This window comes from Vibrio sp. A2-1 (genome assembly GCF_021728355.1).
In the GTDB taxonomy this organism is placed as follows: domain Bacteria; phylum Pseudomonadota; class Gammaproteobacteria; order Enterobacterales; family Vibrionaceae; genus Vibrio; species Vibrio splendidus_K.
The window spans coordinates 168,106-193,270 of record NZ_JAKKCO010000002.1 but is presented as its reverse complement, the minus strand read 5'-3'; the positions used below and the strand labels follow the sequence as shown (position 1 = coordinate 193,270).

At 43.5% G+C, this 25,165-nt stretch carries 24 protein-coding genes and 1 tRNA gene; 23 read left to right on the top strand and 2 right to left on the bottom strand.

Annotation, left to right across the window (positions count from 1 at the left end; translation table 11 throughout):
* Positions 1 to 11: 11 nt before the first annotated feature.
* From cydB to L3V33_RS08515, 12 genes are all read left to right on the top strand, one after another.
* Entirely contained in the window at positions 12 to 1,148 is a 1,137-nt protein-coding gene (cydB, locus tag L3V33_RS08570) for a cytochrome d ubiquinol oxidase subunit II (RefSeq protein ID WP_054547301.1), read from the top strand.
* Between the two features lie 31 nt (positions 1,149 to 1,179).
* Positions 1,180 to 1,287 carry a cytochrome bd-I oxidase subunit CydX gene (gene cydX, locus L3V33_RS08565; RefSeq protein WP_000270284.1) on the top strand — a complete coding sequence of 36 codons (108 nt, stop codon included), beginning with the start codon at positions 1,180 to 1,182 and terminating at the stop codon, positions 1,285 to 1,287.
* Entirely contained in the window at positions 1,280 to 1,582 is a 303-nt protein-coding gene (gene ybgE, locus L3V33_RS08560; RefSeq protein WP_017055065.1) for a cyd operon protein YbgE, read from the top strand. The genes cydX and ybgE overlap by 8 nt, the downstream gene beginning before the upstream one ends.
* A 172-nt stretch (positions 1,583 to 1,754) precedes the next feature.
* Positions 1,755 to 2,192, top strand: a complete 438-nt coding sequence (gene ybgC, locus L3V33_RS08555) for a tol-pal system-associated acyl-CoA thioesterase (protein WP_017078182.1) — start codon at positions 1,755 to 1,757, stop codon at positions 2,190 to 2,192.
* Entirely contained in the window at positions 2,182 to 2,865 is a 684-nt protein-coding gene (gene tolQ / locus L3V33_RS08550) for a protein TolQ (RefSeq protein WP_171310808.1), read from the top strand. Before ybgC ends, tolQ begins: the two co-directional genes overlap by 11 nt.
* Before the next feature lie 3 nt (positions 2,866 to 2,868).
* Positions 2,869 to 3,312, top strand: coding sequence for a protein TolR (tolR, locus tag L3V33_RS08545; protein WP_004736481.1), 444 nt, complete (start codon positions 2,869 to 2,871; stop codon positions 3,310 to 3,312).
* A 13-nt stretch (positions 3,313 to 3,325) separates the two neighbouring features.
* A complete protein-coding gene (tolA, locus tag L3V33_RS08540; protein ID WP_237290242.1) occupies positions 3,326 to 4,393 on the top strand; it encodes a cell envelope integrity protein TolA in 1,068 nt (355 codons plus the stop codon).
* 12 nt (positions 4,394 to 4,405) lie between these two features.
* Positions 4,406 to 5,758, top strand: coding sequence for a Tol-Pal system beta propeller repeat protein TolB (gene tolB, locus L3V33_RS08535; RefSeq protein ID WP_237290241.1), 1,353 nt, complete (start codon positions 4,406 to 4,408; stop codon positions 5,756 to 5,758).
* A gap of 111 nt (positions 5,759 to 5,869) precedes the next feature.
* Positions 5,870 to 6,412 (top strand): peptidoglycan-associated lipoprotein Pal, encoded by a 543-nt coding sequence (gene pal / locus L3V33_RS08530; protein WP_004736484.1) that lies wholly within the window; start codon positions 5,870 to 5,872, stop codon positions 6,410 to 6,412.
* Positions 6,413 to 6,445: 33 nt separating this feature from the next.
* Positions 6,446 to 7,234 (top strand): tol-pal system protein YbgF, encoded by a 789-nt coding sequence (ybgF, locus tag L3V33_RS08525; RefSeq protein WP_061021792.1) that lies wholly within the window; start codon positions 6,446 to 6,448, stop codon positions 7,232 to 7,234.
* 210 nt (positions 7,235 to 7,444) lie between these two features.
* On the top strand, positions 7,445 to 8,506 hold the full coding sequence (gene nadA, locus L3V33_RS08520; RefSeq protein WP_146455881.1) for a quinolinate synthase NadA: 1,062 nt from the start codon (positions 7,445 to 7,447) through the stop codon (positions 8,504 to 8,506).
* Positions 8,507 to 8,717: 211 nt separating this feature from the next.
* Positions 8,718 to 9,749, top strand: coding sequence for a potassium channel family protein (locus tag L3V33_RS08515; protein WP_054547305.1), 1,032 nt, complete (start codon positions 8,718 to 8,720; stop codon positions 9,747 to 9,749).
* Positions 9,750 to 9,826: 77 nt separating this feature from the next.
* Here the strand turns inward: L3V33_RS08515 and L3V33_RS08510 are convergent, their stop codons facing one another.
* Entirely contained in the window at positions 9,827 to 10,396 is a 570-nt protein-coding gene (locus tag L3V33_RS08510) for a UPF0149 family protein (RefSeq protein ID WP_102541105.1), read from the bottom strand.
* Positions 10,397 to 10,567: 171 nt separating this feature from the next.
* Between L3V33_RS08510 and L3V33_RS08505 the strand changes: the two genes are divergently transcribed.
* The 6 genes from L3V33_RS08505 to L3V33_RS08480 all read left to right on the top strand — a co-directional run bounded on the left by L3V33_RS08505 (position 10,568) and on the right by L3V33_RS08480 (position 18,122).
* Positions 10,568 to 13,021, top strand: coding sequence for a hybrid sensor histidine kinase/response regulator (locus tag L3V33_RS08505; protein WP_237290240.1), 2,454 nt, complete (start codon positions 10,568 to 10,570; stop codon positions 13,019 to 13,021).
* 247 nt (positions 13,022 to 13,268) lie between these two features.
* Positions 13,269 to 13,718: an L-alanine exporter AlaE gene (locus L3V33_RS08500; protein ID WP_017105736.1), complete on the top strand. Its 450-nt coding sequence runs from the start codon at positions 13,269 to 13,271 to the stop codon at positions 13,716 to 13,718.
* 162 nt (positions 13,719 to 13,880) lie between these two features.
* Positions 13,881 to 13,971 (top strand) — tRNA-Ser (locus L3V33_RS08495).
* Positions 13,972 to 14,225: 254 nt separating this feature from the next.
* Positions 14,226 to 15,440: a sodium/glutamate symporter gene (gene gltS, locus L3V33_RS08490; protein ID WP_237290239.1), complete on the top strand. Its 1,215-nt coding sequence runs from the start codon at positions 14,226 to 14,228 to the stop codon at positions 15,438 to 15,440.
* A 252-nt stretch (positions 15,441 to 15,692) separates the two neighbouring features.
* Positions 15,693 to 16,619: a LysR family transcriptional regulator gene (locus tag L3V33_RS08485; RefSeq protein WP_065204878.1), complete on the top strand. Its 927-nt coding sequence runs from the start codon at positions 15,693 to 15,695 to the stop codon at positions 16,617 to 16,619.
* 249 nt (positions 16,620 to 16,868) lie between these two features.
* Positions 16,869 to 18,122, top strand: coding sequence for a D-amino acid dehydrogenase (locus L3V33_RS08480; RefSeq protein WP_237290238.1), 1,254 nt, complete (start codon positions 16,869 to 16,871; stop codon positions 18,120 to 18,122).
* 140 nt (positions 18,123 to 18,262) lie between these two features.
* Here the strand turns inward: L3V33_RS08480 and L3V33_RS08475 are convergent, their stop codons facing one another.
* Positions 18,263 to 19,042: a transporter substrate-binding domain-containing protein gene (locus tag L3V33_RS08475; protein WP_171309088.1), complete on the bottom strand. Its 780-nt coding sequence runs from the start codon at positions 19,040 to 19,042 to the stop codon at positions 18,263 to 18,265.
* Positions 19,043 to 19,541: 499 nt separating this feature from the next.
* On the opposite strand from L3V33_RS08475, the gene L3V33_RS08470 reads away from it, so the two are divergent.
* Genes L3V33_RS08470 through L3V33_RS08450 form a run of 5 tightly spaced genes read left to right on the top strand, consistent with a single transcriptional unit; the run spans position 19,542 to position 25,157 of the window.
* Positions 19,542 to 21,176 (top strand): ABC transporter substrate-binding protein, encoded by a 1,635-nt coding sequence (locus L3V33_RS08470; protein WP_054547309.1) that lies wholly within the window; start codon positions 19,542 to 19,544, stop codon positions 21,174 to 21,176.
* 55 nt (positions 21,177 to 21,231) lie between these two features.
* Positions 21,232 to 22,206, top strand: coding sequence for an ABC transporter permease (locus L3V33_RS08465; protein WP_048659636.1), 975 nt, complete (start codon positions 21,232 to 21,234; stop codon positions 22,204 to 22,206).
* Positions 22,207 to 22,214: 8 nt separating this feature from the next.
* On the top strand, positions 22,215 to 23,204 hold the full coding sequence (locus L3V33_RS08460) for an ABC transporter permease (RefSeq protein WP_054547310.1): 990 nt from the start codon (positions 22,215 to 22,217) through the stop codon (positions 23,202 to 23,204).
* Entirely contained in the window at positions 23,204 to 24,157 is a 954-nt protein-coding gene (locus L3V33_RS08455) for an ABC transporter ATP-binding protein (RefSeq protein WP_054547311.1), read from the top strand. Before L3V33_RS08460 ends, L3V33_RS08455 begins: the two co-directional genes overlap by 1 nt.
* Positions 24,158 to 24,167: 10 nt before the next feature.
* Positions 24,168 to 25,157 carry an ABC transporter ATP-binding protein gene (locus L3V33_RS08450; RefSeq protein WP_054547312.1) on the top strand — a complete coding sequence of 330 codons (990 nt, stop codon included), beginning with the start codon at positions 24,168 to 24,170 and terminating at the stop codon, positions 25,155 to 25,157.
* Positions 25,158 to 25,165 lie beyond the last annotated feature (8 nt).

Genomic DNA, 25,165 nt, shown 5'->3' with positions numbered 1-25,165 from the left:
GAGGGAATATTATGTTTGATTACGAAAGCTTACGACTTATTTGGTGGGTATTGATCGGTGTTCTACTGGTTGGTTTCGCCGTAACTGATGGCTTCGATATGGGTGTTGCAGCCCTTTCTCCTGTTATCGGTAAGAGCGACACTGAACGTCGTATTATGCTAAACACGATTGCCCCTCACTGGGATGGCAACCAAGTTTGGCTTATCACTGCTGGTGGTGCATTGTTTGCTGCATGGCCACTGGTTTACGCGACGTCTTTCTCTGGTTTCTACTTCGCAATGTACGCGACGTTAGCAGCGCTTTGGCTACGTCCACTTGCTCTTGATTACCGCTCTAAGATTGAAGATCCAAAATGGCGTAAAACTTGGGACTACGCACTTTGCTTTAGTGGCACAGTACCACCAATCATTTTCGGTGTGGCATTTGGTAACCTACTACAAGGTGTACCATTTGATCTGAACGAATTTATGATGTCTAAGTACCATGGTACGTTCTTTGCTCTGCTTAACCCATTTGCATTGCTTTGTGGTGTGTTGGCTCTGATGTTGTTCGTGATGCAAGGTGCAACATGGCTTCAAATGAAGACAACAGAAGAACTGCACAGCCGCGCTCGTAACGTTGCTCAGATCACGGGCCTAATCGCTATCGCTCTGTTCGTTATCGGTGGCTTCTGGGTTCAGTCTATTGAAGGCTATGTAATCACTAGCACGATGGACACGTTTGCTGATTCAAACCCACTAAACAAAGAAGTATCACTTCAAGTTGGTGCTTGGATGACAAACTTCGAAACGTATCCAGCAATGTGGGCTGCGCCGATCCTTGGTGTAGCAATGCCACTGCTTGCTGTGATTGCATCTCGCTTTGAGCGTGGTGGTTTCGCATTCTTGTTCTCAAGCCTATCTAACGCTGGTGTTATTTTAACGGCTGGTTTTGCAATGTTCCCATTCGTAATGCCATCAAGCCTGAACCCTAGCCATAGTTTGACTATGTGGGATTCAACAGCGAGTGAGTTAACGCTTGGTCTTATGACCGGAGTTGCGGCGGTAATGGTTCCTGTGATTCTTGGCTACACAACTTGGACATACTACAAAATGTTCGGTCGTCTAGATAAGAAACATATCGAAGATAACGACGTTTCAGCTTACTAAGCTAGAAGTTAAATAACTTAGGAGAAATTTTATGTGGTATTTCGCATGGATTTTGGGTGTACTTCTAGCATGTGCATTCGGCATCATCAATGCTCTATGGTTAGAGCATTCAGAAATGATGGATAAAGACAGTGAGTAATCTCGCGGAGCAAATCGCTAAACTGCATCAACCAATGGATAAGACTCTGTTAAGAGCTTTATCCCTCGTATTGGGTTTCATGCATGTTGGTTTAGTGATGTGGGATCCTGAAGCGTATGCGACAAGCATCGGTGGCTTTAACGCGATCATCGGGCCAATGTTTATTTGGGCAGTGTGCTCAAGCATGGTTTACGGTATCGGGTTTAAGCCTAGAGCTTGGATGTGGCAGCTACTGTTTAGCCCATACGTTTCACTCACAATTTTGCTCTACCTAACGGTGTTGCGCCTTTTATAAAAGGCAGAAGATTTAGGTTCATAACGACGTGAACCTTTATACTTGTTGGGTTTTTAGTCAAAAAGAGGTCATCTTATACAGATGGCCTTTTTTTTCGTCTATTAAATCAAAAAATTCACAGCGATATACTATTAATGATAAGGAGTTAGGTTATAGTGAGATCTTTATCGTTTTGGATTGTGGTATCAAATTGCAGGGAATATCTAAGCCATTTACGTGGCCAGTGACAGTGTATTACGAAGACACCGATGCAGGTGGTGTTGTATACCATTCAAACTATCTTAAGTTTTTCGAACGCGCTCGAACTGAGATGTTGCGCTCAATTGGCGTCTCTCAGCAAGTCTTGTTAGAACAAAATATCGGTTTTGTAGTCCGACATATGGACATTGATTTTATTCAAGGTGCGCGACTTGATGATTCTTTACAAGTCATTACAAATATTTACGAGTTGAAGCGAGCTACCTTGGTCTTCTGTCAAGAGATCGTAAATCCTGATGGCAAGGCATTGTGTAAAGCAATGGTTAAGGTAGCATGTATCGATAATCAAAAAATGAAACCCAAAGCAATGCCAACATTTATTCTCACGGAGCTAACGAATAGTGACTGCTGAAATCTCAATCTTAGGCCTAATTTTAGAAGCTAGCTTACTAGTTAAGATGGTCATGCTGATTCTTATGGGCATGTCTGTTGTTTCTTGGGCAATGATCATAAAAAGAAGTAAAGTATTATCTCAAGCTTCTAAACAAACTGACGTATTTGAAGATAAGTTCTGGTCCGGCGTTGATCTCGCAAAGCTGTACCAAGAGAGCAATAAGCGCAAAGACGATCTTTCTGGTACTGAAGAAATCTTCTACGCAGGCTTCACTGAATTTGCTCGCCTTCGTAAATCTAATGCCACTTCTCCTGACTTCATTATGGAAGGCACAGGTCGTGCAATGCGTGTTGCGGTTGCCCGTGAAGTGGATGAGCTAGAAACTAACTTACCTTTCTTAGCGACAGTGGGTTCTATCAGTCCTTATATCGGCCTGTTTGGTACGGTGTGGGGCATCATGCACTCATTCATCGCATTAGGTGAAGTGAAGCAAGCGACACTCGCAATGGTTGCGCCTGGTATTGCAGAAGCACTGATTGCAACAGCAATGGGTCTATTCGCTGCGATTCCGGCTGTTATGGCTTACAACCGCTTCAGTAGCCGTGTAGGTAAACTCGAACATAACTATGCGACTTTCTCTGAAGAGTTCCACAGTATTCTTCACCGTCAAGCGATGGCTGGCAGGGAATAATAGATGGCCGGATACCAACCTAAAAAACGCAAAATGACAGCAGAGATTAACGTTGTACCTTACATCGACGTTATGCTTGTTTTGCTGATTATTTTTATGGTGACTTCGCCATTCGTTACTCAAGGCGTAGACGTTGAATTGCCTAAGGCTTCAACGGCTCAGTCTGCACAAGATCTATTGGGTGACGACAATGCGAGCTTTATTATCGTTGAAGTGAACAAAGACGGTGAGCTTGGCTTGAGTGTGAACAACGAAGAAGTACAGCGTGGTTTATCAATGGAAGACATTATCGTCCGAGTGAAAGCCGAGCTGTCTCTTAAGCCAAACTCTCCAGTGGCAGTTGGTGGTGATGCCGCAACGCCTTACGCTGAAGTGGTTTTATTACTTGATGAATTAAGCCGTGCAGGTGTGCCAAAGGTTGGCCTATTAACGGATATAAGGGAATAGCTCCGTAGCATTCATGAAAGCGAATAATAAGAAATCCAATAATTTTAGATCACCGCTTCTTATCTCTCTTGGGCTGCACGTCATCTTATTCGTTGCGCTTATTTGGGGGGCGGATTTCACAATGTCGGAACCAAAGCCTACTGGGCAGATGGTTCAAGCCGTGGTGATTGATCCGCAGTTGGTTCGCCAACAAGCTCAACAGATTCGCCAACAAAGAGAAGCAGCGAGTAAGAAAGAGCAAGAGCGTCTAGACAAACTAAGACGTGAAAGCGAACGACTTGAAAAAAATCGTAAAGCTGAAGAAGAGAACATTCGAAAGCTGAAAGAAAAGCAGGCTAAAGAAGCGAAAGCCGCTCGCGAAGCCGAAAAGCGTCGAGTTGAGAATGAAAAACAACGTAAAGTTGAAGAGGCTCGTTTAAAGCAAGAACAAAAGAAAGCCGCTAAAGCAGAAGCTGATCGTAAATTGAAAGAAGCAGCGGTTGTGAAAGCGGAAAAAGAGCGCAAAGCCAAAGAAGTGGCGATAGCTAAAGCTGAACAAGAACGCGTGGCAAAAGAAAAGGCCGCGAAAGATGCTGCAGATAAAGCTCGTAAAGAAAAAGAAGCCGCTGAACGTGCTGAAAAGCAACGTATAGCGAAAGAGAAAGAAGCGGCAGCCGCAGCGGAGAAAGCGCGCAAAGCAAAAGAAGCTGCAGCAAAAGCTGAAAAAGAGCGTAAACAGCAAGAAGCAGCATTGAACGACATCTTTGCTGGACTGGAGACTGAATCGACTCAAAACTCTTCAGCAAGACAACAGTTTATTAGTGATGAAGCACAGCGTTATGGCGCTATTTATACCCAACTGATTCAGCAGAACCTGTTGCTAGAAGACAGCTATAGAGGACGGTCATGTCGAGTGAACCTTAAGCTGATTCCAACGGGCTCTAACGCGATATTGGGTAGCTTAAGTATCTTAGATGGCGACAGCCGTTTATGTGCAGCAACCAAGCGTGCTGTGGCACAAGTGCAATCGTACCCGTTGCCGAAAGACCCAGACATTGTGAAATCACTGAAAGACATTAACTTAACTGTATCACCAGAGTAAAAGGACGAACTTGTGTTAAAGAAACTATTACTGAGTTTTGTTTTCTTAATAGCTACAAGCAGCCAGTTTGCACACGCGGCACTGGAGCTGGTTATTACAGACGGTATTAACTCCGCAAGACCTATCGCTATTGTCCCTTTCCGTTGGGAAGGTGCAGAACAATTGCCACACGATGTATCAGCAGTTATTGCTTCTGATTTACAACGCAGTGGTAAATTCAGCCCAGTTGCAACAAGCAAGATGCCACAGACGCCTTACAGCGAAAGTGAGGTGGATTTTGATGCTTGGACTAACTTAGGCGTTGATTCATTGCTAACAGGTAGCATCACTAAAAATGCCGAAGGGCAATATGTAGTCAACTACCAGTTGATTGACATTGTTCGTGGTCAACTGACCAAAGGACAAAGCCGTGCGTTAAGTGATGAGGGCCAACTGGTACTTTCTAAAGACCACGTGTTGTTCAATAAGAAAGCGACAGTTCCTGGTAAACGCTTGAGAGAGTATGCACACCGTATTTCTGATTTAGTTTATGAAGAACTGACTGGCGAGAAAGGTGCGTTCTTAACTCGTATTTCTTATGTGGTAGTGAACGACAAAGATAAATACCCATACCAACTTCGTGTTGCTGACTACGATGGTTTTAACGAGCGCTTGGTACTTCGTTCTAAGCAACCTCTAATGTCACCGGCATGGTCACCAGACGGCAAAAAGCTTGCTTATGTGAGTTTCCAAAATGGCCAAGCTGAAATATTCATCATGAATATTTACACGGGTGAGCGTGAGAAAGTAACGTCATACCCTCGTCATAATGGTGCGCCAAGATTCTCGCCAGATGGTAAAACATTGGCATTGGTATTGTCTAAAACAGGCAGCCTTCAGGTGTACACACTTGACCTTGCTAGCCGTAAGCTGACTCAAATTACTCGTGGCCGTTCTAATAACACGGAACCATTCTGGCACCCAGATGGCAAGTCTCTTATTTTCACATCGGATCGTGGTGGTAAACCACAGATTTATAATGTAAATTTGTCCAATAATTCGACTTCTCGTATTACTTGGCAAGGTAGCCAAAACTTAGGTGGCCAGATCACCCCTGATGGTCGATTCCTAATCATGGTCAATCGCAGTAATTCAGGCTTCAACTTGGCTAAGCAAGATTTGGAAACCGGTGCGGTTCAGGTGCTAACAAAGACATTGTTAGATGAATCTCCAAGTATTGCGCCAAATGGAGGTATGGTTATCTATAGCTCTATTTACAACAAAACAAACGTATTATCGATGGTTTCTATCGATGGCCGTTTCAAAGCTAGATTACCGGCAACCAACGGACGTGTAAGAGCGCCTGCATGGTCACCGTTCCTCTAGTTAAAGTGATACATTCTTTTAGCTATTGATAGTGTTAACTATTGTGGCAATTAACTATCTATAGCACTTAGTCGCTGTAGAAACTAAGTTTGATAACGTAAGGAAAAAAAGATGCAACTTAACAAAGTTCTTAAAGGCTTGATGATTGCACTACCAGTGATGGCAGTAACGGCATGTAGCTCAACTGATGAAGCAACATCTGCAACTTCAGGTACTGAAAGCAACCAAACAACTTCAGGTTCAGAAGGCAACGTAGACACAACTGTTGTAACGCCAATTGATGCTAACGCTCAACTGTCTGAGCAAGAGCTTAAAGAGCAAGCGCTACGCGAAACTCAAACAATCTACTTTGCATTCGATAACTCTACTATCGCTGGCGACTACGAAGAAATTCTAGCAGCTCACGCAGCTTACCTAAGCAACAACGTTGACATGAACGTTACTATCGAAGGTCACGCTGACGAACGCGGTACTCCTGAGTACAACATCGCACTTGGCGAGCGTCGTGCACAAGCTGTAGCGAAATACCTACAAGCTCTAGGTGTTCAAGCAGACCAAATCTCTATCGTAAGCTACGGTGAAGAGAAGCCACTTCTTCTAGGTCAATCTGAAGATGTGTACGCTAAAAACCGTCGCGCAGTACTAGTTTACTAATTTTAGTAGACTATATAATTGAGGAATTGCCTCATGTTCAGTAACACAAAGCGAGTCATTTTGCTTTCGTTACTGGCAAGTGCAGCGAACACTACGTTCGCTGCACCAGCTCCAGTATCCGATCTCAATAGCACCGCAACCAATTCATCATCTTCCTCTCGAGCAGCGTCTGCATCTAACGAATCAGATATTGAGCGTTTAGAGCGCCTGCTTCAAAATCGCAATCTCGTTCAGCTTCAAATGCAACAGCAAATCGACGACATGGCACTGGAGATCAGTGAACTTCGTGGTGAGCTGGAACGAAACAGCTACGATATGAAGCAAATGCTAGAGCGCCAACGCGAACTGTTCATTGAACTGGATCGTGTGAGAGGCGAGGTGAAAGCAGCAGGAACGGCAACGGTAGCAGTAGCGGCGAGCGAAGGCTCTAAAGACGCTTCTGGTACGTTCAGTACTGATGTCGATGAGCAAACCGCTTATCAAAATGCTGTAGATATGATTCTAAAGCAACGAGACTACACGGGCGCTATCGCAGCATTCCAAAAGTTTCAAAAAGACTTCCCAGATTCAACCTTCACACCTAACTCACATTACTGGTTAGGTCAGCTTTATTTCGCTAAGAAGCAAGATAAAGAAGCCGTGAAGAGCTTTGCCGCTGTTGTGTCGTACAAAGACTCCAACAAGCGAGCAGATGCGCTGGTTAAGCTTGGTGACATAGCTGCGCGCAACAATAACGCGACGCAAGCTAAGAAATATTACCAACAAGTCGTTACCGAGTACCCAAACAGTGCTTCGGCTAAAGTGGCTAAAACCCACTTGTAAAACAAAATAGGGGTGCTCAGGTACCTCTTTTTTATACCTGAGCACTCCCGTTTAGTGTCTACTTATCTTCTTTATGCTGCCAACACATCGCCTTGTTTATGCGTTTTAAGTATTAGCTAGTCACTACTTGCAACCAATCCTTTTTGATCCTCATCGCTGTCCTGTGTAGAATACTCTAATCCTCGGAAGAAGTTGCGTAGAGCAAGAGCAATGAGTCATATACTAGATAAAATCGATACAGTTTACCCGTTTCCGCCTAAGCCAGTTCCATTGAGCGACGCTCAGAAACAGGCCCACATCGCAAACATCAAAAAACTACTTCAAGAAAAAGATGCAGTTCTAATTGCACACTACTACACCGATCCTGAAATTCAGGCTCTGGCAGAAGAAACTGGTGGTTTCGTTGGCGATTCATTAGAAATGGCTAAGTTTGGTAACCGTCATTCAGCAAGCACTTTGATTATCGCTGGTGTTCGTTTTATGGGTGAATCTGCAAAGATCCTTACCCCTGAAAAACGCATTTTAATGCCAACGCTTGAAGCTGAATGTTCACTTGATCTGGGTTGTCCTGCTGACAAATTTGCAGAATTTTGTGATGCTCACCCCGACCATACCGTGGTTGTATACGCGAACACCTCTGCAGCGGTTAAAGCTCGTGCAGACTGGGTGGTTACGTCGAGCATCGCTTTAGAAATCGTTGAAAGCCTGGACGCTGAAGGCAAACCCATTATTTGGGGGCCAGACCGCCACCTAGGTTCTTACATTGCAAATCAAACTGGCGCTGACATGTTGCTTTGGCAAGGTGAGTGTATCGTTCATGATGAATTCTCAGCTGATGCTTTGAAGAAAATGAAATCGGTCTACCCAGAAGCGGCTATTTTGGTTCACCCAGAATCACCAGCAAGCGTGGTTGAACTGGCTGATGCTGTAGGCTCAACAAGCCAACTGATCAAGAAGGCGAAAGAGCTTCCTCATCCACAGATGATTGTCGCGACAGACAAAGGTATCTTCTTTAAGATGCAGCAATTGGTTCCTGAAAAAGAGCTGATTGAAGCGCCGACTGCGGGTGCTGGTGCAACTTGTCGCAGCTGTGCACACTGTCCTTGGATGGCTATGAATGGCCTTGAAGCGATTGAAAACGCACTTGAGCATGGTGGTAAGCAACACGAAATTTTCGTTTCTGACGAACTACGTGTGAAGTCTCTTATCCCATTGAACCGCATGCTAGATTTTGCCGAACAGCTTAACCTACAGGTTAAAGGCAACGCTTAATTTCGTTGCCGTGATGATATATAGCAGTCCAGCTTAATCACTGTTTTGCTTTACCATCAAGAGAAAAACCAGCCGAGTGCTGGTTTTTTTGTATCTGAATATTGGCTATCGATATCAATGTTGTTCTTATGTATCTTTTTCTGATGATATATCTTGTTGATATCGCGTATTTTTTCTAGCATGTAAGTAAGAGATTAAGATTGGGGCTCGAATGATAATCTGGTTACAACTCAAACGCTGGATCAAAGCAAACATCTTTGTTTTGAATGGCAAAAACTTACTGTTCACTTTTCTTGGCTACATAGCTCTATCGTGGTTGATGTTGTATTTGGCGGGTGAAACAGATTTAACCAGTTCGGTTACCGTATTTGCTTACTACTTGGTGGTGACGGCTTCTACAGTAGGTTATGGTGATTTGTCACCGACCACGGCTGCGGGGCAGTGGATAGTCATTCTATTTGTGATTCCGGGTGGACTCAGCCTTTTTGCCGCATTACTCGGTAAAGTGGCAACAGAAGGTGTTGAATATTGGCGAGCGGGCTTGCTAGGGAAAAGGAGAGTTAGAGTGGACAACCACATTTTGATGCTGGGATGGAATGAACAAAGAACTATTCACCTCATCCGCATGCTGCAACACGAAGAAACGGGTAAGCGACCAATCGTATTATGTACTCGTTCAGATATCGAAAACCCGTTACCCGGCGAAATCAATTTCGTCAAAGTAAACAGCTACACAGATGGCAAAGAGATGGAGAAAACGGGTATTGAGTCTGCGAGTTGCATCCTGATTGATAACCCGGAAGACGACATTACCCTGTCTGCGGCACTTTACTGTGCTAACCGAAATCCGAAAGCTCACTTACTGGTTTATTTTAAAGATGAAGCGTTGAGCGACCTGCTACACAAACATTGTCCAAACTCTGAATGTATTCCGGCTGTGGGTGCAGAGATGCTAGCAAAGGCTGCGGTAGACCCAGGTTCAAGTGCGCTTCATCAAGAGCTATTGAGCTCAACAAGAGGTATGACACAATATTCAACGTATTTCCCTGAAGATGCTGAGCCTGTCACCGTCGCGCCTATTTTCTCTGTGTTTAAAGAGAAGTACAAAGCAACGCTGATTGCGATTGATACTGGGAGTGGTATTGAACTTAACCCAGAACTAGACCAAGTTGTCAGCAGCGGCACTAAACTATTTTATATCGCCGACGAGCGAATTGATGACTTCGATTGGAAAGGCTTCTAGAGCTACTATTTTAATCTCGTCCAAAAACGAAAAAAGGCCTCATTGTGAGGCCTTTTGGATCAGTATAAAGCTAACTTTTATTGAGCTTCAGCCAGTGCAATACCACGCTGCGTTAATCCGCAAAGCATTACAGGAACAGCGTTAAAGATCTCTTCAAATTGCTCTAGGCCTTCGATGCCTTGCTCTGCAAGTGTTGCAATTGACGTTTCTGGATCGTAAAGCATGCTCAGTGAAAGTAACACGCCGCCCACGAGTGCGTTGTCTTCGCTCTCTTCAGGCATCAATGTTTCCCAGTCATCACGGGCGATCTGCCATCCTTGAAGCAAGCCTTCACAGAAATCGCGAGCAGCGGTATTCACCACTTCTGCATCATCCAATTGGCAAGCTTCAGGCCACCCCCACGTTCCTTCAATTAGCTCAGGACGTGTTTTATTCCAAAGCGTGATGATAACTTCAATGTAGCTCTCTAGTTGCTCACCATCCGTAAAAGGTGCGACTTCTTCACCACCCCATAAGAACGGCAGCCACTCATGAGGGGTTAACACATTAGGTGCCGCTGCCATTGCAGTGACAAAGCCCATTGTTTTGTGTTCTGTGATTAGCTTTCCTTCCAACTCTGGAAGCGCAAGAATATCTTGTAAAGTCAAAGTGAGGTACCGTAAAAGGGAACATATTTGCGCTTATAGTACCAATGAACTTGTGCCAATCAAGCTTCAATCTAAAAAGGCTTGATGTCATGGATGATAAACACTAGGTTTAACAGAAAAGAAAACAATAAAAGAATTATGCAGATACGGTCGTCTTTAAAGAAAAAAAGTATGGTAGCGCTTGGGTTATACCTTGCGATGTTTATTGCCATTGTCGGTAGTGTGACGTATTACGTCGTAGAATCCCCTGTGCGCGCCAAATTACAACAAAACCTCGACTTGCGTACACAACTTTTATCCGCATTGATTACAGAGCCACTCAGCAGCTCTCAAGGCTTTGTAGATAGTCTAGTTGGCTTTGCTCAAGCACATCACAACACTGATGATGTTATTCCGCTCTTTAAGTCGATGTTGGCGGCGAGTGACGATACGATCGTCAGTGCCGGAATTTGGCCTGAACCTTATGCGCTTGACTCTAAAAAGCGTCTTAACAGCCACTTTTTCAATAAAGCCGACGATGGAAAAATTGATCAGCTGTTTTCTTACAACAATCCTAAAAATGTTCCTTATCAAGAAGAGTATTGGTACACCTCTGTAGTCAACAAAAAACAAGGAACCATCTCTTGGAGCGATGTGTATATCGACCCATACACACACGTTCGAATGATTACTGCTTCATCGCCTTATTATTACGACGGCATTTTTGCTGGCGTTGCGACGGTGGATCTCTCGCTTGAAGAGTTGCTAGGCTTTATCAAGAACCACGCCGAAGAATACAATCTTGGCATTATGCTCAGAGATAAACTCAATCAAGTGTTGGTTTCGCATAACTTCAATCTCGTTGAAGGGATCTATATCAGTAGCAATCAATTTGGTGATTTCGGTTGGCAAGTGGATGTGGTTAATTCTAAGTCACGTGTAGCAGACGAAGTATTTCGTCAGGTGATGAGTATTGAGGGCGGTATTGTTCCGCTATTACTACTTTGTGTGATGGCGGGTTACTACTTATTGAACCGCTATTTGATTAGCCCAATTACAACGATTGCCGCACAGGTAGATAGTTCGAAAGCAGGCGAAATCATCGATGTTGACTACTCAAGTGATGACGAAATCGGTCATTTGATTAAAACCTTCAACGAAAAGACCATTTATCTTGAAGCGGAAAAGGTTAAAGCTCAGGCATCCACTAATGCTAAAACTGCTTTTCTTGCGACCCTGTCACATGAAATTCGCACCCCTATGAATGGGGTATTAGGTACTGCTCAGATCCTGCTTAAAACGCCTCTAAATTCTGAACAAGAGAAGCATCTTAAGAGTTTGTATGAGTCCGGTGATCACATGATGACCTTACTCAACGAGATCTTAGACTTTTCGAAGATCGAGCAGGGAAGGCTGGATCTTGATGAGACTCGCTTCCCACTCGATTCGATCATCGGCAGTATCAACAGTGTCTACTACACACTCTCTTCCGAGAAAGGGCTGCAATTCAAAGTGTACTCTGAGGTGCCTTCTGGTCGTTGGTACTTCTCAGATAAAGCACGTCTACGACAAATCTTGTTTAATCTATTGAACAACGCGGTGAAGTTTACTTCCAGAGGATTTGTCGAGGTGTACCTGAAAGAAGTCGTAGAGGGGAGTGACACCTATCTTAGTATTCGAGTTCGCGACACCGGAATTGGTATCTCTAAAGAAGCTCAAAAGCGTATTTTTAAACCATTTGAACAAGCGGAGTCTTCGACCACAAGACGTTTTGGCGGTACAGGCCTTGGCTTAGCGATAGTGAAGAAAATTGCCCAATTGATGGATGGCAGTATTACCGTTACCAGTGAAGAAGGGATAGGCACGAGCTTTGATGTTCGATTGAAGATTCAACCATGTCAGCCTGGTGAGATAGAGAGTTTGCCACATAAGAAGTTGGACTACTCAGGCTTAAAAGTATTGATTGTCGAGGATAACCGAACGAATACGGTGATCATTGAAACCTTCATGAGCAGCAAAGGTTTCACTTGTAAGAGCGTCGAAAATGGCGAACTTGCAATACAAGCAGTGGTTGCCGAGCGCTTTGATTTGGTACTCATGGATAACCATATGCCTGTGATGGATGGCGTTGAATCAACCACTGCGATTCGTGCTTTGATAGGTGATGTGTCATCGGTACTGGTATTTGGTTGTACGGCTGATGTCTTTAAAGAGACTCGCGAACGTATGCTCGGGGCGGGTGTGGACTACATTATCGCTAAGCCGATTGATGAGCGTGAACTGGATGACGCGTTGTTCCGCTATTCAAATAAGCTTTACCAATACCATGAAGTAAAAGCGGATGCTCTCGAAAGCCAGGATGAAAAAAAACACAACTCGAAAAGTAAAAGTGAGTCACTGCCTAAACCTGATCTGCGAAATAAAGATAACACCGAAGAGCTGTTAGTGACGCTGTATGTGGCGCTAGAAGACAACAACCTAGAACTGATTCAATTTGCACTAGAGAGCCTACGTGTCCACGTTGAACCTATGAACAACGCTGAACTTACTGAACAAGTCGATAAAGCGCTAGAGCAGGTTTCTTTAGGAGTACCACCTACACAAGATGTCATCAATATCATTACTGTAAATTTACCTATGGCCTAGATGTTGTTTAATTACAGAAAGTAAATAACGAATTGTCTATTATTTGACCTTGGTGTGGTTTTTTGGTGAAAGTGACTGCTTTTTAAGTGGTTTTTGGTTGTTAATTTACAACTTGATTTCTAATTTGAAATGTATGACTGCTAGTCTTATGGTTTAATAGCGACATTATCTGGTAGGGTGTAAATACACCTTGTTTATATGTTGCTAATTCACTCAATAGGCAGTGATATATTTTAGGTTAACGTCAATGAAGTCTCGTGGTCCATTCTGTATTCGAAACGCAGCTGCGGATACATTTGCTATGGTCGTTTTCTGTTTTATTTCAGGCATGATCGTAGAAGTGTTTATTTCTGGTATGACATTTGAGCAGTCTCTCGCTTCTCGAACGTTATCTATCCCAGTAAACATTGCTATCGCTTGGCCTTATGGTGTTTTTCGTGATTGGTTCTTGCGTAATGGTGCAAAGCTTTCACAAAGTTCGTTGATGAAGAATATTTCTGACCTTTTAGCTTACGTGTTGTTCCAGTCACCTGTGTATGCTGGTATTTTATTGGCGGTTGGTGCTTCAAGCGACCAGATCGTTACGGCTGTAACCAGTAACGCTGTGATCTCATGCGGTATGGGCGTGCTGTACGGTTACTTCTTAGATATGTGCCGTAAATGGTTTCGAGTTCCGGGCTACTACCAACAAGCGTAAGTGCAGCGAAAGAATGAAATTTGGTTTGTTTTTGATCTAATGAGTTAATTTGTAATCGAACAAACTGAAAAAGGCACTTTTTTTGACAATGCCCCTTGACCAAAGCAAGCAGAATCAATAAAGTAGCGCCTCGTTGAGTCACAAGCTCAACACACAATTTGTGGAAGGATGGCTGAGTGGCTTAAGGCGCTCGCCTGGAAAGCGAGTATACGTTTATAGCGTATCTGGGGTTCAAATCCCCATCCTTCCACCACTATTCAAAACCCTAGCAGAAATGCTGGGGTTTTCTCGTTTTAGAGCCCCTATATTTCACTTCATCTACATTCATCCCTAGTATCAGTTCCTTTAATCATTCCTTTATAGTTATTTCCTCTATTAATGCTGTCGCAGATTGAACCATATTTGGTGTTTTTGTCATCGATAAACGCTTGATCTTTTGGCATGAATCTAGATTATTAATAGTACGAAATATTATTAATAATCTAACTATTAGGAATTCATTCCCCCATGACAGAAACCCTAGTTTCTCCAATGCTCTCTTTTACTATCGCGATTTCATTACTGTTTATCGGTAAAGGTTTGATTGAACGATCTGAAGTATTAAGAAAGTATTCATTACCAGAGCCTGTGATTGGTGGCTTGGTTTGTGCTGCGACCGTAGCGGCGCTTTACTATATTTTTGAAATCCAAATCACCTTTAGCCTAGATGTCAGAGACTTTTTACTTCTCTACTTTTTTGCTGGTATCGGACTCCAAGCGGATATTAAGACACTGATTAAGGGTGGGCGACCGTTGTTCATTCTATTGTTTCTTGCTGCCGTCTTTATCGTTCTGCAAAACGTGGTCGGGATGGCTGTAGCTTCTGGCTTTGGAATGGATCCTAAAGCTGGTTTGTTATCGGGCTCTGTTAGCTTAATCGGTGGCGTAGGTACAACGTTAGCGTGGGCGCCAATGTTTGTGGAAGAGTTTGGTATTGCTAACGCGCTAGAGCTAGGTGTTGCGTCAAATACGGTTGGTTTGATAGCGGCGTGTGTGATTGGTGGCCCAATTGCCAACTACCTACTAAACAAGCACAAAGTGAGTCCATCCAATGAAGAAGAAGTGACAGTTGGTGCGTACCAAGAAAGTGAAACTCGCACTGAATTGAGCCATTACGGTGTCTTGTGGGCGTGGTTGATTCTCAACTTAACATTGATGCTCGGTTACAGCCTGAGCGAAGTTATCGACTCGATGGGCTTAAAACTCCCGTTATTCGTAAGCTGCTTAATTGCCGGTATCCTCATTGGAAATATTGGTCGAGCATTGTTCAAGAAGCGCCGTACACAAGAGAAAATAGCCCAAGGCCGCAAAGGCTTAGCGATGATCTCTGACATCTGTTTAGGCATGTTCTTGACCATGGCCTTGATGGGGCTGCGTATCTGGGATCTCGATGGACTGTTTGGCTATATCTCTGTTGTCATGAGTATCCAGATCCTGCTTTCGCTGTTGTTTACCATCTTTGTCGTTTATTACTTGATGGGAAGAAACTACGATTCTGTGGTGATATGTTCAGGCTTCGGTGGTATCACTCTAGGCTCGACCGCAACTGCGATTGTTAACATGACCGCGGTAACTCACCGCTATGGCGCAAGCCCACAAGCGTTCATTGTGGTGCCATTAGTGTGTGGTTTCTTTGTTGATTTGATCAACGCGCTAGTGATCAGTTTCTTTGTTGGTCTGTAGGTGACGTGACTGGTTATTGACAGCTTGAGATTAACATCGAGATAATGACTACAAAGGCGATAACGAAAGTTGTCGCCTTTGTATTATTTACAGCAAACTAAATAATATGAATATTCCTTCAACCTTTGGCTTGGCAGTGACTCGGTGCACAAGTTAGTAAGTGCAAACACGATCTTGATAAATTGGGATACATGTTCGCAGCAAATTTGTGAGACGCTTAATTAAGTGTCAGTTGAATCAAAAGGAAGTTGAATGCACCACTTTAATATCCGCGCGCTGGAATACCTTAATGCTTTATCGAAATATGGGTCGTTACGTAAGGCATCTAAGATGATGAACGTTGACCCTGCCGCGATGAGTAGAATGCTGACACAGTTAGAAGCGCAAGCGGAAATGAAAGTATGGGAGCGCAATAACCGCCAATCACTGTTAACCGAAGCGGGTAATGAACTGCTGAATTACTACCGTTCCATTGTTCGTGGAGAGGCTGCAGTGCTTGCTCGACTAACCAAGCTTAAAAACCTCAAAGGAGGCAATGTCAGCATTGCCATCGGTGAAGGATTTATTACCAACTTGGTGTCAAAGCCGATGCAAACCTTCATGACTCGTTATCCTGATATCAACCTTTCTATTGAGATTGCTGGGGCATTGGACGCTGTCAAGATGTTGGAAGATCAACAGATAGATTTTGCGATAACCTATGCTTCTGCTCCACATCCTAAACTGCACTCCCACGTTGAACGCAGCCATCCACTCGAATTGATTGCTCCGAAAGGACACTTCCTTACGCTGAAAAGTGCACCTGTGACACTACGAGATATTAAAGATGCTTCTCTCGCCTTGATCGATAACTCGACAGGCATGGGGAGGCTGGTAAAGCAGGCCGAACAAATTTCCCATCTTACCTTGCAGCCAAAGCTTCAAACTAACTCGGTGACCGCACTGACTAACTTTGTTTCAGCAGGTTTGGGTGTAACCTTTATGCCCAAACTCACCGTGATCGATGAGATAAAGTCCGGACAGATTGAAGTGGTTGCGACCGAGTTGGATATCTTATCGAAGGCAACCGTTAAGGTTCAATCTTTGAAAGGCCGCGCACTCACGCTACAGGCCGAAACCTTGTTAGATTTCTTACTTGAAAACGCCACTTTCTTGAGTCATGACGCTTACAATATCTAGGCATAGTAGATTTATGTAACGATCCCTCCCAAGCTCCCAAGCTCCCAAGCTCCCAAGCTCCCAAATACCGCCAATGTCACAGTTCCAAGCTGCCGAATTCGTTTTTAAGTAGAATTGAGTTTTTGTCAACGCTATCTCTATTGTTAAGTCAACATATGCGGAATAAGTTACAAAGCATTAACGAAACGAGTTTTAGACTGACAGCTGTGTTCGACAGGTTTTAGCTTTGTCAGGTATTAGGGGAAGAGAATGGAAGTTATTGTAATTGGCAGCGGTGTTATTGGGTTGACCAGTGCTTGGTACCTGGCGAAAGAAGGTCACTCGGTGACGGTTATCGATCGTCAAGATAGCAGTGGTAAGGAAACCAGTTTTGCGAATGCTGGCCAAATCTCTTACGGCTACTCCTCCCCATGGGCCGCCCCCGGTATCCCTTTAAAAGCGATGAAGTGGCTCACCCAAGAACATGCGCCATTAAAAGTGAAACCGTCACTTTCTCCTGAATTGGTTTCTTGGGCGTCTAAGATGCTCGCCAACTGCAATGAAGCCAAATACGCACAGAATAAATCGCGCATGCTGAGAATCGCAAATTACAGTCGTGATTGTCTGACTGAGCTAAGAACCAGTGAAGAACTGGCTTATGAGGGCAGACAGAAAGGGACGTTGCAAGTGTTTCGAAGCGAGAAGCAATTGGATTTCATTCAGCAAGATATGAAGCTGCTTAAAGAAAGTGGAATTGAGCACTCGTTGTTTGATGTTGAGCAGTGCCTATCCATCGAACCTGGTTTATCAGACGTGAAAGATAAGCTCGTAGGTGGCCTGTATTTACCACATGATGAAACCGGTGATTGCCATCAATTCTGTTTAACCTTAACTGAGAAAGCCAAGCAACTCGGTGTTAGGTTCGTGTTTGATACTGAAGTGGTCAAGCTCAATCATCAGAATCAAACCATTGTAAGTATTACCACGACTCAAGGTGACTTCAAAGCGGACGCTTACGTAGTCGCGTCTGGCAGTTATTCTCGTGATCTGTTGAAGCAAGTAGACCTGTCTATTCCTGTCTATCCAGTCAAAGGGTATTCGCTGACATTGCCTATCGTGAATGCTGATAAATCACCGACCTCTACCGTGATGGATGAAACCTACAAAGTGGCGATGACGCGTTTTGATGACCGCATTCGCATTGCGGGTACGGCAGAGCTTGCTGGTTTTGATTATCTCATTCCTGAAAAACGTAAAGCCACGATTGATATGGTGATCAAAGACCTCTTTCCTCAAGCCGGGGATTTTTCTAAGGCAGAGTATTGGACAGGACTAAGACCAATGACGCCAGATGGCACACCTATTATCGGAAAAACTCCAATCAAGAATTTGTTTACTAATACGGGGCACGGAACCTTGGGTTGGACGATGGCGTGTGGATCAGGAAAGATCTTGGCAGGCGTGGTCAGCGGCTCAAGTAGTGATATCAAAACTGATGACTTGAGTATTCATCGTTATCTATAAATGTACGTAGTTAATAATGTAGCCTCTACTCTGGCTCAATGACCCTAGATTAAGATCGTTTCGAGGGTCATTGTGTTGTTTTCGTAACTTTTCGATGGATTTGGGACAAGTTAGGGCTCTATTGTCTTGACCATTTATGTTTATGAGGCGAATTGAGACTGAAATGATCCAAACTCGTCAGGCAACTCTGGATTGGTGAGGTTAATGATCTTGCGGCTTTCTAGTCCAGTTGAGCTCACCACATTTCCAAAATGCTGGTTAAACAGTGAATCAAACTCACCACTTAACATGAAGTCTTGAAGCTTATCATCCAATAATTGTGCAAATTGCACTTTGTCTGGGTGTACATAAAAGACCAAGGGAAGAGGGTAATAAAGCAAGATGCTTTCTTCTATCGTTAGCTCTTCCAGCAAGCTTGCGTGTTCTTGGTATATACTTTTTACTTCATTGGCGCCGAGTGACACATAATCACATTTTTTATCTGAGAGAAGTTTAAGAACCTCTGGTAACGTTCCTTGCTCTAGTACTCGATATCCATTTGCTCTAAACAGCTCAGCGTCAGCCCATGTCGCCGGAACTCCAGCTGTCAGTGATTTCAATTGATCACTATGGATATGATGGAATGTAGGTTGATCTTGTTCCCGAACGACTAAAATACGGTGCCCAAGCAATCCTTTGCAAATTGGAGAGTTGAGCTTGATTAAAGGTTTGTTTGCAAATTTTTTGTTCCCTGCGACTGTAACGAGTACGTCATAATCCTTGTTGAATATATTCCCCTCATCCTCTGCTCTCGGAAAATCGGTCTTGTCGTCGTGAACGACAACAGATTCATTTGAATTCCAATTCAATAAGCTGCGGATCAGTTCGAATTCGTAGTGCTGTCTTTTATTTGATTTATTGCCATTCCAAAAGTTAAACATATCTGTCCTAAGGGCTAACTCATATTTTAATCTTGATATGCTGTCATAGGTTTAACAATCAAGAAAGCGCTTTCTTGAATTTTTGAGAGGAGCATAGATAGTTGGAGATTATGAAAATGGAGAACGGTGATGAAAAGACTATTTGAGAAAGCGTACAAGCTGATAAATGACAAAGAAAATAGATGATCAGTATTCATGATGAGGTCACTTTGGTTTTTATTTAATTTACTGTTTTATAAGGTTTTTATTGTTATGTTGGTAATTAATGTGATGAATGGCACTGTTATATATATCCGCTCTCTGTCTGTTTTAAATTTGTGATCTATGGTTCGTTTCATTCAATTGTAAGTTGAAGAATCATAGAATCAGCTTATTATCCACCTAAAGAAAGCGGTTTCTTGAGATGAGTAACCGATAGTAAATACTAAAGCACCCCCTTTTTTTAAAGTTAAAAGAAAGCGCTTTCTTTCTGGTTATTATCATTAAAAAGGACAACGTGATGCACAAAAAGACATTGATTGCTTCGCTCGCTATTGGAGCTTTATTTGGAGCATCTGTACAAGCAGATGAAGTAAAGCAGGGCGGTACGCTAACGGTGCCAATTATCAATACTGGCTTTGTTGAAAACTTCAACCCGTACACAACTAAAGACCTACTTCACGGTGTGATGTTTGAACCTCTAGTTGTATTTAACAATATGACGGGTGATGTTGATTACCGATTAGCTGAATCAGTTGAATTTTCAGAAGATCTTAAGACACTAACTCTTAAACTTCGTGAAAACCTGAAGTGGTCTGATGGTACTAAACTAACAGCAGAAGACGTTGTGTTTAGCTTTATGCTAACTAAAGACGCTCCAGCATTTGACCAAAAAGGTATTTGGTCAGCGGGTAACCTGCAAGAAGTTACTGCTTCTGATGAGAGAACCGTTGTCTTCTCACTGGCGGAAGCTGATTCTACTTTCGCTTGGAACCTAGAGCGCTACCACGTTGTACCGAAGCATATTTGGTCGAAAGTTGAAGAGCTGACAACGTTCACCAACTTGAACCCAGTAGGCAGTGGCCCAATGACCACAGTTAAATACATCAAGCCGCAACAGATGGAGCTATGCCGAAACCCTAATTACTACCTAGAGAACCGCCCGTACCTAGATTGTGTGAACTTCCGTTCTTACAATGATAACTCTCAAATCCAACCGGCCTTAATTAAAGGTGAAATTGATTGGGGTTCAAACTTTATCGCTGACGTTGAGTCAACGTTTGTTGGTGTTGATAAAGAAAACCATCATTTCTGGTACCCCGCTAACGATGCGATTCATCTTTACGTAAATACTAAAGAAGCGCCTTTTGATGATCTTCGCGTTCGCCAAGCATTATCTATGGCACTTGACCGTGAAACTATCGTCGATATTGCAGCTTACGGCTACCCAACGCCTAACTACAATGCTGGTGGTATTGCTGAGCTTTACGAAACGCATATCGACAAAGCTGTATCTGCTAAATACGCGGATCTGACACAATACGACGCTGAAAAGGCGAAAGCCTTACTTGACGAAGTTGGTCTAGTCGATAAAGACGGGGATGGATTCCGTGAAAAGAAAAATGGCGAAGCATTTGAGTTCGACATTGAAGTCGTTGCGGGTTGGACTGACTGGATTCAAGTTGTTCAGATGGTATCTGAGTACTACGAAGAGGTTGGTGTAAAAGCGAATATTAAAACGGTTGACTGGTCTGTCTATGATAGCAACTTGAAAGACAGTAAATACACAATGTCTATCAACTGGTCAATGGTTGCGACTAACCCAATCTTGGCTTATCAAGAGTACTTCTCGACATCACGTATCGGGAAAACTTGGCATGCTGGTCATGGCGTTAATTCACCAGAGATCGATGCATTGATCGATAGCTTCGGCAAAATTGGTGACGCTGAACAGCAAGAAGAAGTGTTGAGTGAGCTTCAAGAATTTACGGCTAAAAATCTTCCGTTTATTCCTCTGTTCTCTAACCCGACTTGGTTCCAGTACAGCACTAAGAACATTGTCGGTTGGCCTAGCGCTGAGAACCCATACGTACAACCAGTATGGTACGACGGTGGTAAGCGAGTAATCATTCTCAACAACCTACACCTTAAGTAAGTTATTTCTAATTTGGCCGTAACGTAAGTTGCGGCTCTTAGGTTAAAAGATATTTATGTCATTTCTGTTTCGTCGATTCGGTTTTTATTTCACAGCCTTTCTGATTGCTATCTCGTTTAACTTTATGTTGCCTCGTTTAATGCCTGGTGACCCAGTAGATGCTCTGTTTGCTGCTGCTCAAGGTCGTATGGATCCTGCTCAGATGGATGCGGTTCGTGAGATGTATGGTTTTGTTGATGGTAATGTTTTCGAACAATACTTTGCATATATGAAGAGTGTATTTACGCTTGATTTGGGGCCGTCTATTTTGATGTTTCCTATTAGTGTTTCTGATGTGCTTGCTATGGCACTGCCGTGGACTATGTTTCTGGCGCTTGGTTCGCTCATTGTCGCTCTCATCATCGGTGTCAGTATTGGAACTTATGCGTCATATCGACGTGAAGGGCTGTTTGGGCAAATTGTTCCTCCAGTCTTGGCTTTTATTAGCAACTTTCCGTATATCGTAACCGCGTTACTGTTGTTCTATTTCTTCGGTCTAAAGTTAGATTTACTACCTTTGGCTTACACTTATGACCCGTCACTTGAGCCCGGTTTTACGTGGGAATTTGTTTCTAGTGTGGCTAAACACGCTGTGCTTCCAATGGGCTCTATGGTCTTGGTTGGAATCGCAACATGGGTCTTCAATATGCGTAATGCGATGATCAATGTCTTGGGAGAGGATTACGTGACGATGGCTGAGGCCAAAGGCTTGAGCAGCTATCGTGTGATGTCTCGATACGCTGGTCGAAATGCCATTCTTCCTGTCGCGACCGCTATTGCTATGGCAATCGGCTTCTCATTCGCTGGCTCAATCATGACCGAAGTGGTCTTTAACTACCAAGGCTTGGGCAACATTCTTCTTAAGGGAATTGTGGCGCGAGATTATCCTTTGATTCAAGCCATTCTTCTTATTTTAGTGACCGCAGTGCTTGTTGCTAACTTTATCGCCGACTTACTGTATGTCTGGCTTGATCCACGAATTTCGAATTGAGGCACATCATGGATAATTTAATTGACACTCAAAAAATTTCGAAGCGAACAAATATACCGGCACGAGAGCCGAAATGGTCGTGGAAAAATGTAAAGAAAACATTAGGTAAAGCCTATGCTTTTTTTTACGGTAACCCACCAGCAATCATCGGTACTTTTTTACTTACGATAGTTTTAGCTGGTGCACTATTTGCCCCTGTTTTATCAACGCACAATCCCGAAAAGCGTGTTGCGCGCCCGCATGAAGCACCAAGTGCTGAACATATTATGGGCACAACTCGTAGTGGACGAGACGTGTATAGCCAAGTTCTTTTTGGGGCGAGAAAGTCACTGACTGTCGCGATTTCTGCGGGCGTAATCGCAATGACTATCGCAGTTTTAGTCGGCGTTTCTTCTGGCTACTTTGGCGGAAAAATTGATGAGCGCTTGAACTTTATTACTAACGTATTTCTCGTGTTTCCGCAGCTACCCTTGCTGATTGTTCTCGCTGCATTCTTAGGGCAAGTCGGTTCGTTGGTTATCACTATGTTGTTAGGAATAACCTCCTGGCCTTGGGGGGCGAGGGTAATTCGTGCACAGACCATGGCAATTAGAAGCAAAGAATTTATCATTTCTGCAGAGGTTATGGGTGAATCAAAAATTCGTATTATTTTAGTCGAGATTTTACCTAACTTAGTTTCGATTGTTTTTGGTGGCTTCCTTGGCACGGTTATCTACGCAATGGGGTCTGAAGCTGGTCTTGGTATTTTAGGTTTAGGTGATGCAACGGAAGTGAGTTGGGGTTCAATGTTGTATTGGGCACAGACATCTTCGTCGCTATATACCGGAGCATGGTGGGAAATGATGGTTCCTGCATTAGCGTTAGCGATTACTGGTGGTGGATTAGCACTGATTAACATGTCCATTGACCAAGTGAGCAACCCTAAATTACGTACGGGCCCACACATCAAATTGTGGCACAAACTTAAAAAAGAAGCAGACAAACGCCGAGGTTTATAATGAGCAAGCTACTAGAAATTAATAATCTGTGTGTTGATTACGTTTCTCCTAATGGTGTAGCGAGAGCCGTAAACGACGTAAGTATTTCCATTGCGCCCGGAGAAACGCTCGGTATTGCTGGTGAGTCTGGTTGCGGTAAAAGTACATTGGCTTTTGCAATATCAAGGCTCCATAAAGCACCAGCCCTTATCTCTGAAGGCGAGATACTTTACAAAGGGCAAGATGTTTTAAAAATGAATAACAAGCAGTTACGTGACTTCCGCTGGAATGACGTTTCTATTGTTTTTCAAAGCGCAATGAACTCACTTAACCCTGTCATTACTATTGGTGAGCAGTTAACGGACGTTATTCTCGCGCATAAAAAGACACCTTATAAGCAAGCTCATGAGCGTGCGGTTGATTTATTAGAAACGGTCGGGATGCACGGCGATAGAATGTCGAGCTTTCCCCATCAACTGAGTGGGGGAATGCGCCAGCGTGTTGTTATCGCAATTGCATTGGCGTTGGAGCCTAAACTGATCATCATGGACGAGCCAACGACGGCACTCGATGTGGTTGTTGAACGTGAAATATTGAATGAACTGTATGAGCTTAAGAGTAAGTTTGGTTTCTCCATTCTATTTATTAGCCATGACTTAAGTTTGATGGGTGAGATTGCTGATCGAATTGGCGTGATGTATGCGGGTAACCTTATTGAGTTAGGCGATGCTAAAACGGTATTTAGTGACCCCAAGCATCCTTATACCAAAGGGCTTATCTCTTCATTCCCGACTATTCATGGGCCAAAAGAACGCTTGTATGGGATCCCTGGAAATCCCGTCAACCTACTCGACACTCCTCAGGGATGTAACTTCCAAGAGCGATGTGGCGAATGCATTTCAATGTGCATCAAAAGTGAACCTCGTTTAGGCACAGTTGCGACTGGGCATCACGTATCTTGTCATCTAGTTTGAGCGAAAGATTATGAATACTTTAAATAACGTTGATAAAAGCGAAGTTATCTTATCAGTTAAGAACTTGGTAAAAGATTTTCCACTTGGCCAGTCAGTGAAAAGCAACATGATGCGAGCGGTTAATGATGTTTCATTTGATCTTCGAAAAGGAGAAGCATTAGCGATTGTTGGCGAATCTGGTTCTGGAAAAAGTACTGGTGCTCGAATTCTTACTCGCATTTACGATAAAACTGCTGGGGATATTGAATTTAAGGGCGAGCCATTATCTGACTATATTGAAAAACATGGTGAGCTTGAATATGCACGCCAAGTGCAAATGATTTTTCAAGACCCGTTTGGTTCGTTGAATCCTGTACACACGATTTACCACCATATTGCGCGGCCATTACTTATTCATAAGCGAGCAGAAAAAGATGCGGTTCCTAGCCTTGTTTATGAACTCCTTGAAATGGTTGGGTTGACGCCAGTAAAAGAGACAGCAGAGAAGTACCCCCATGAATTGAGTGGTGGACAACGACAACGTGTGGCTATCGCACGTGCAATTGCAGTGAGTCCTGAAGTTATATTGGCGGACGAGCCTATCTCAATGCTTGATGTGTCCGTTCGATTAGGCATCTTAAACCTAATGGCTGACTTGAAAGATAAGCATGGTATTTCGTTTATGTACATTACTCATGACATCGCGACGGCGCGTTATTTTGCTGAGAAAACGGCAGTTATGTACGTTGGACATATGGTGGAGTGGGGCAATAGCGACAATGTAACGCAGAATCCACAACACCCATATTCTCAGCTGTTGCTTTCAGCGGTACCTGAAGTCGGTAAATCAGGTAAGCGCGATATGAATGTGAAAAAGGGCGATATCCCTTCTTGGAAGCCAAGTAGTGTCGGTTGCCCGTTCGCAAGCCGTTGTATGAAAGCCGATAAGCTTTGCACGCAATCGATCCCAGAACCGACTCAAATTGCAGAAGAGCATTTTGCTCGCTGTCATCACCTATAAACCTTTAA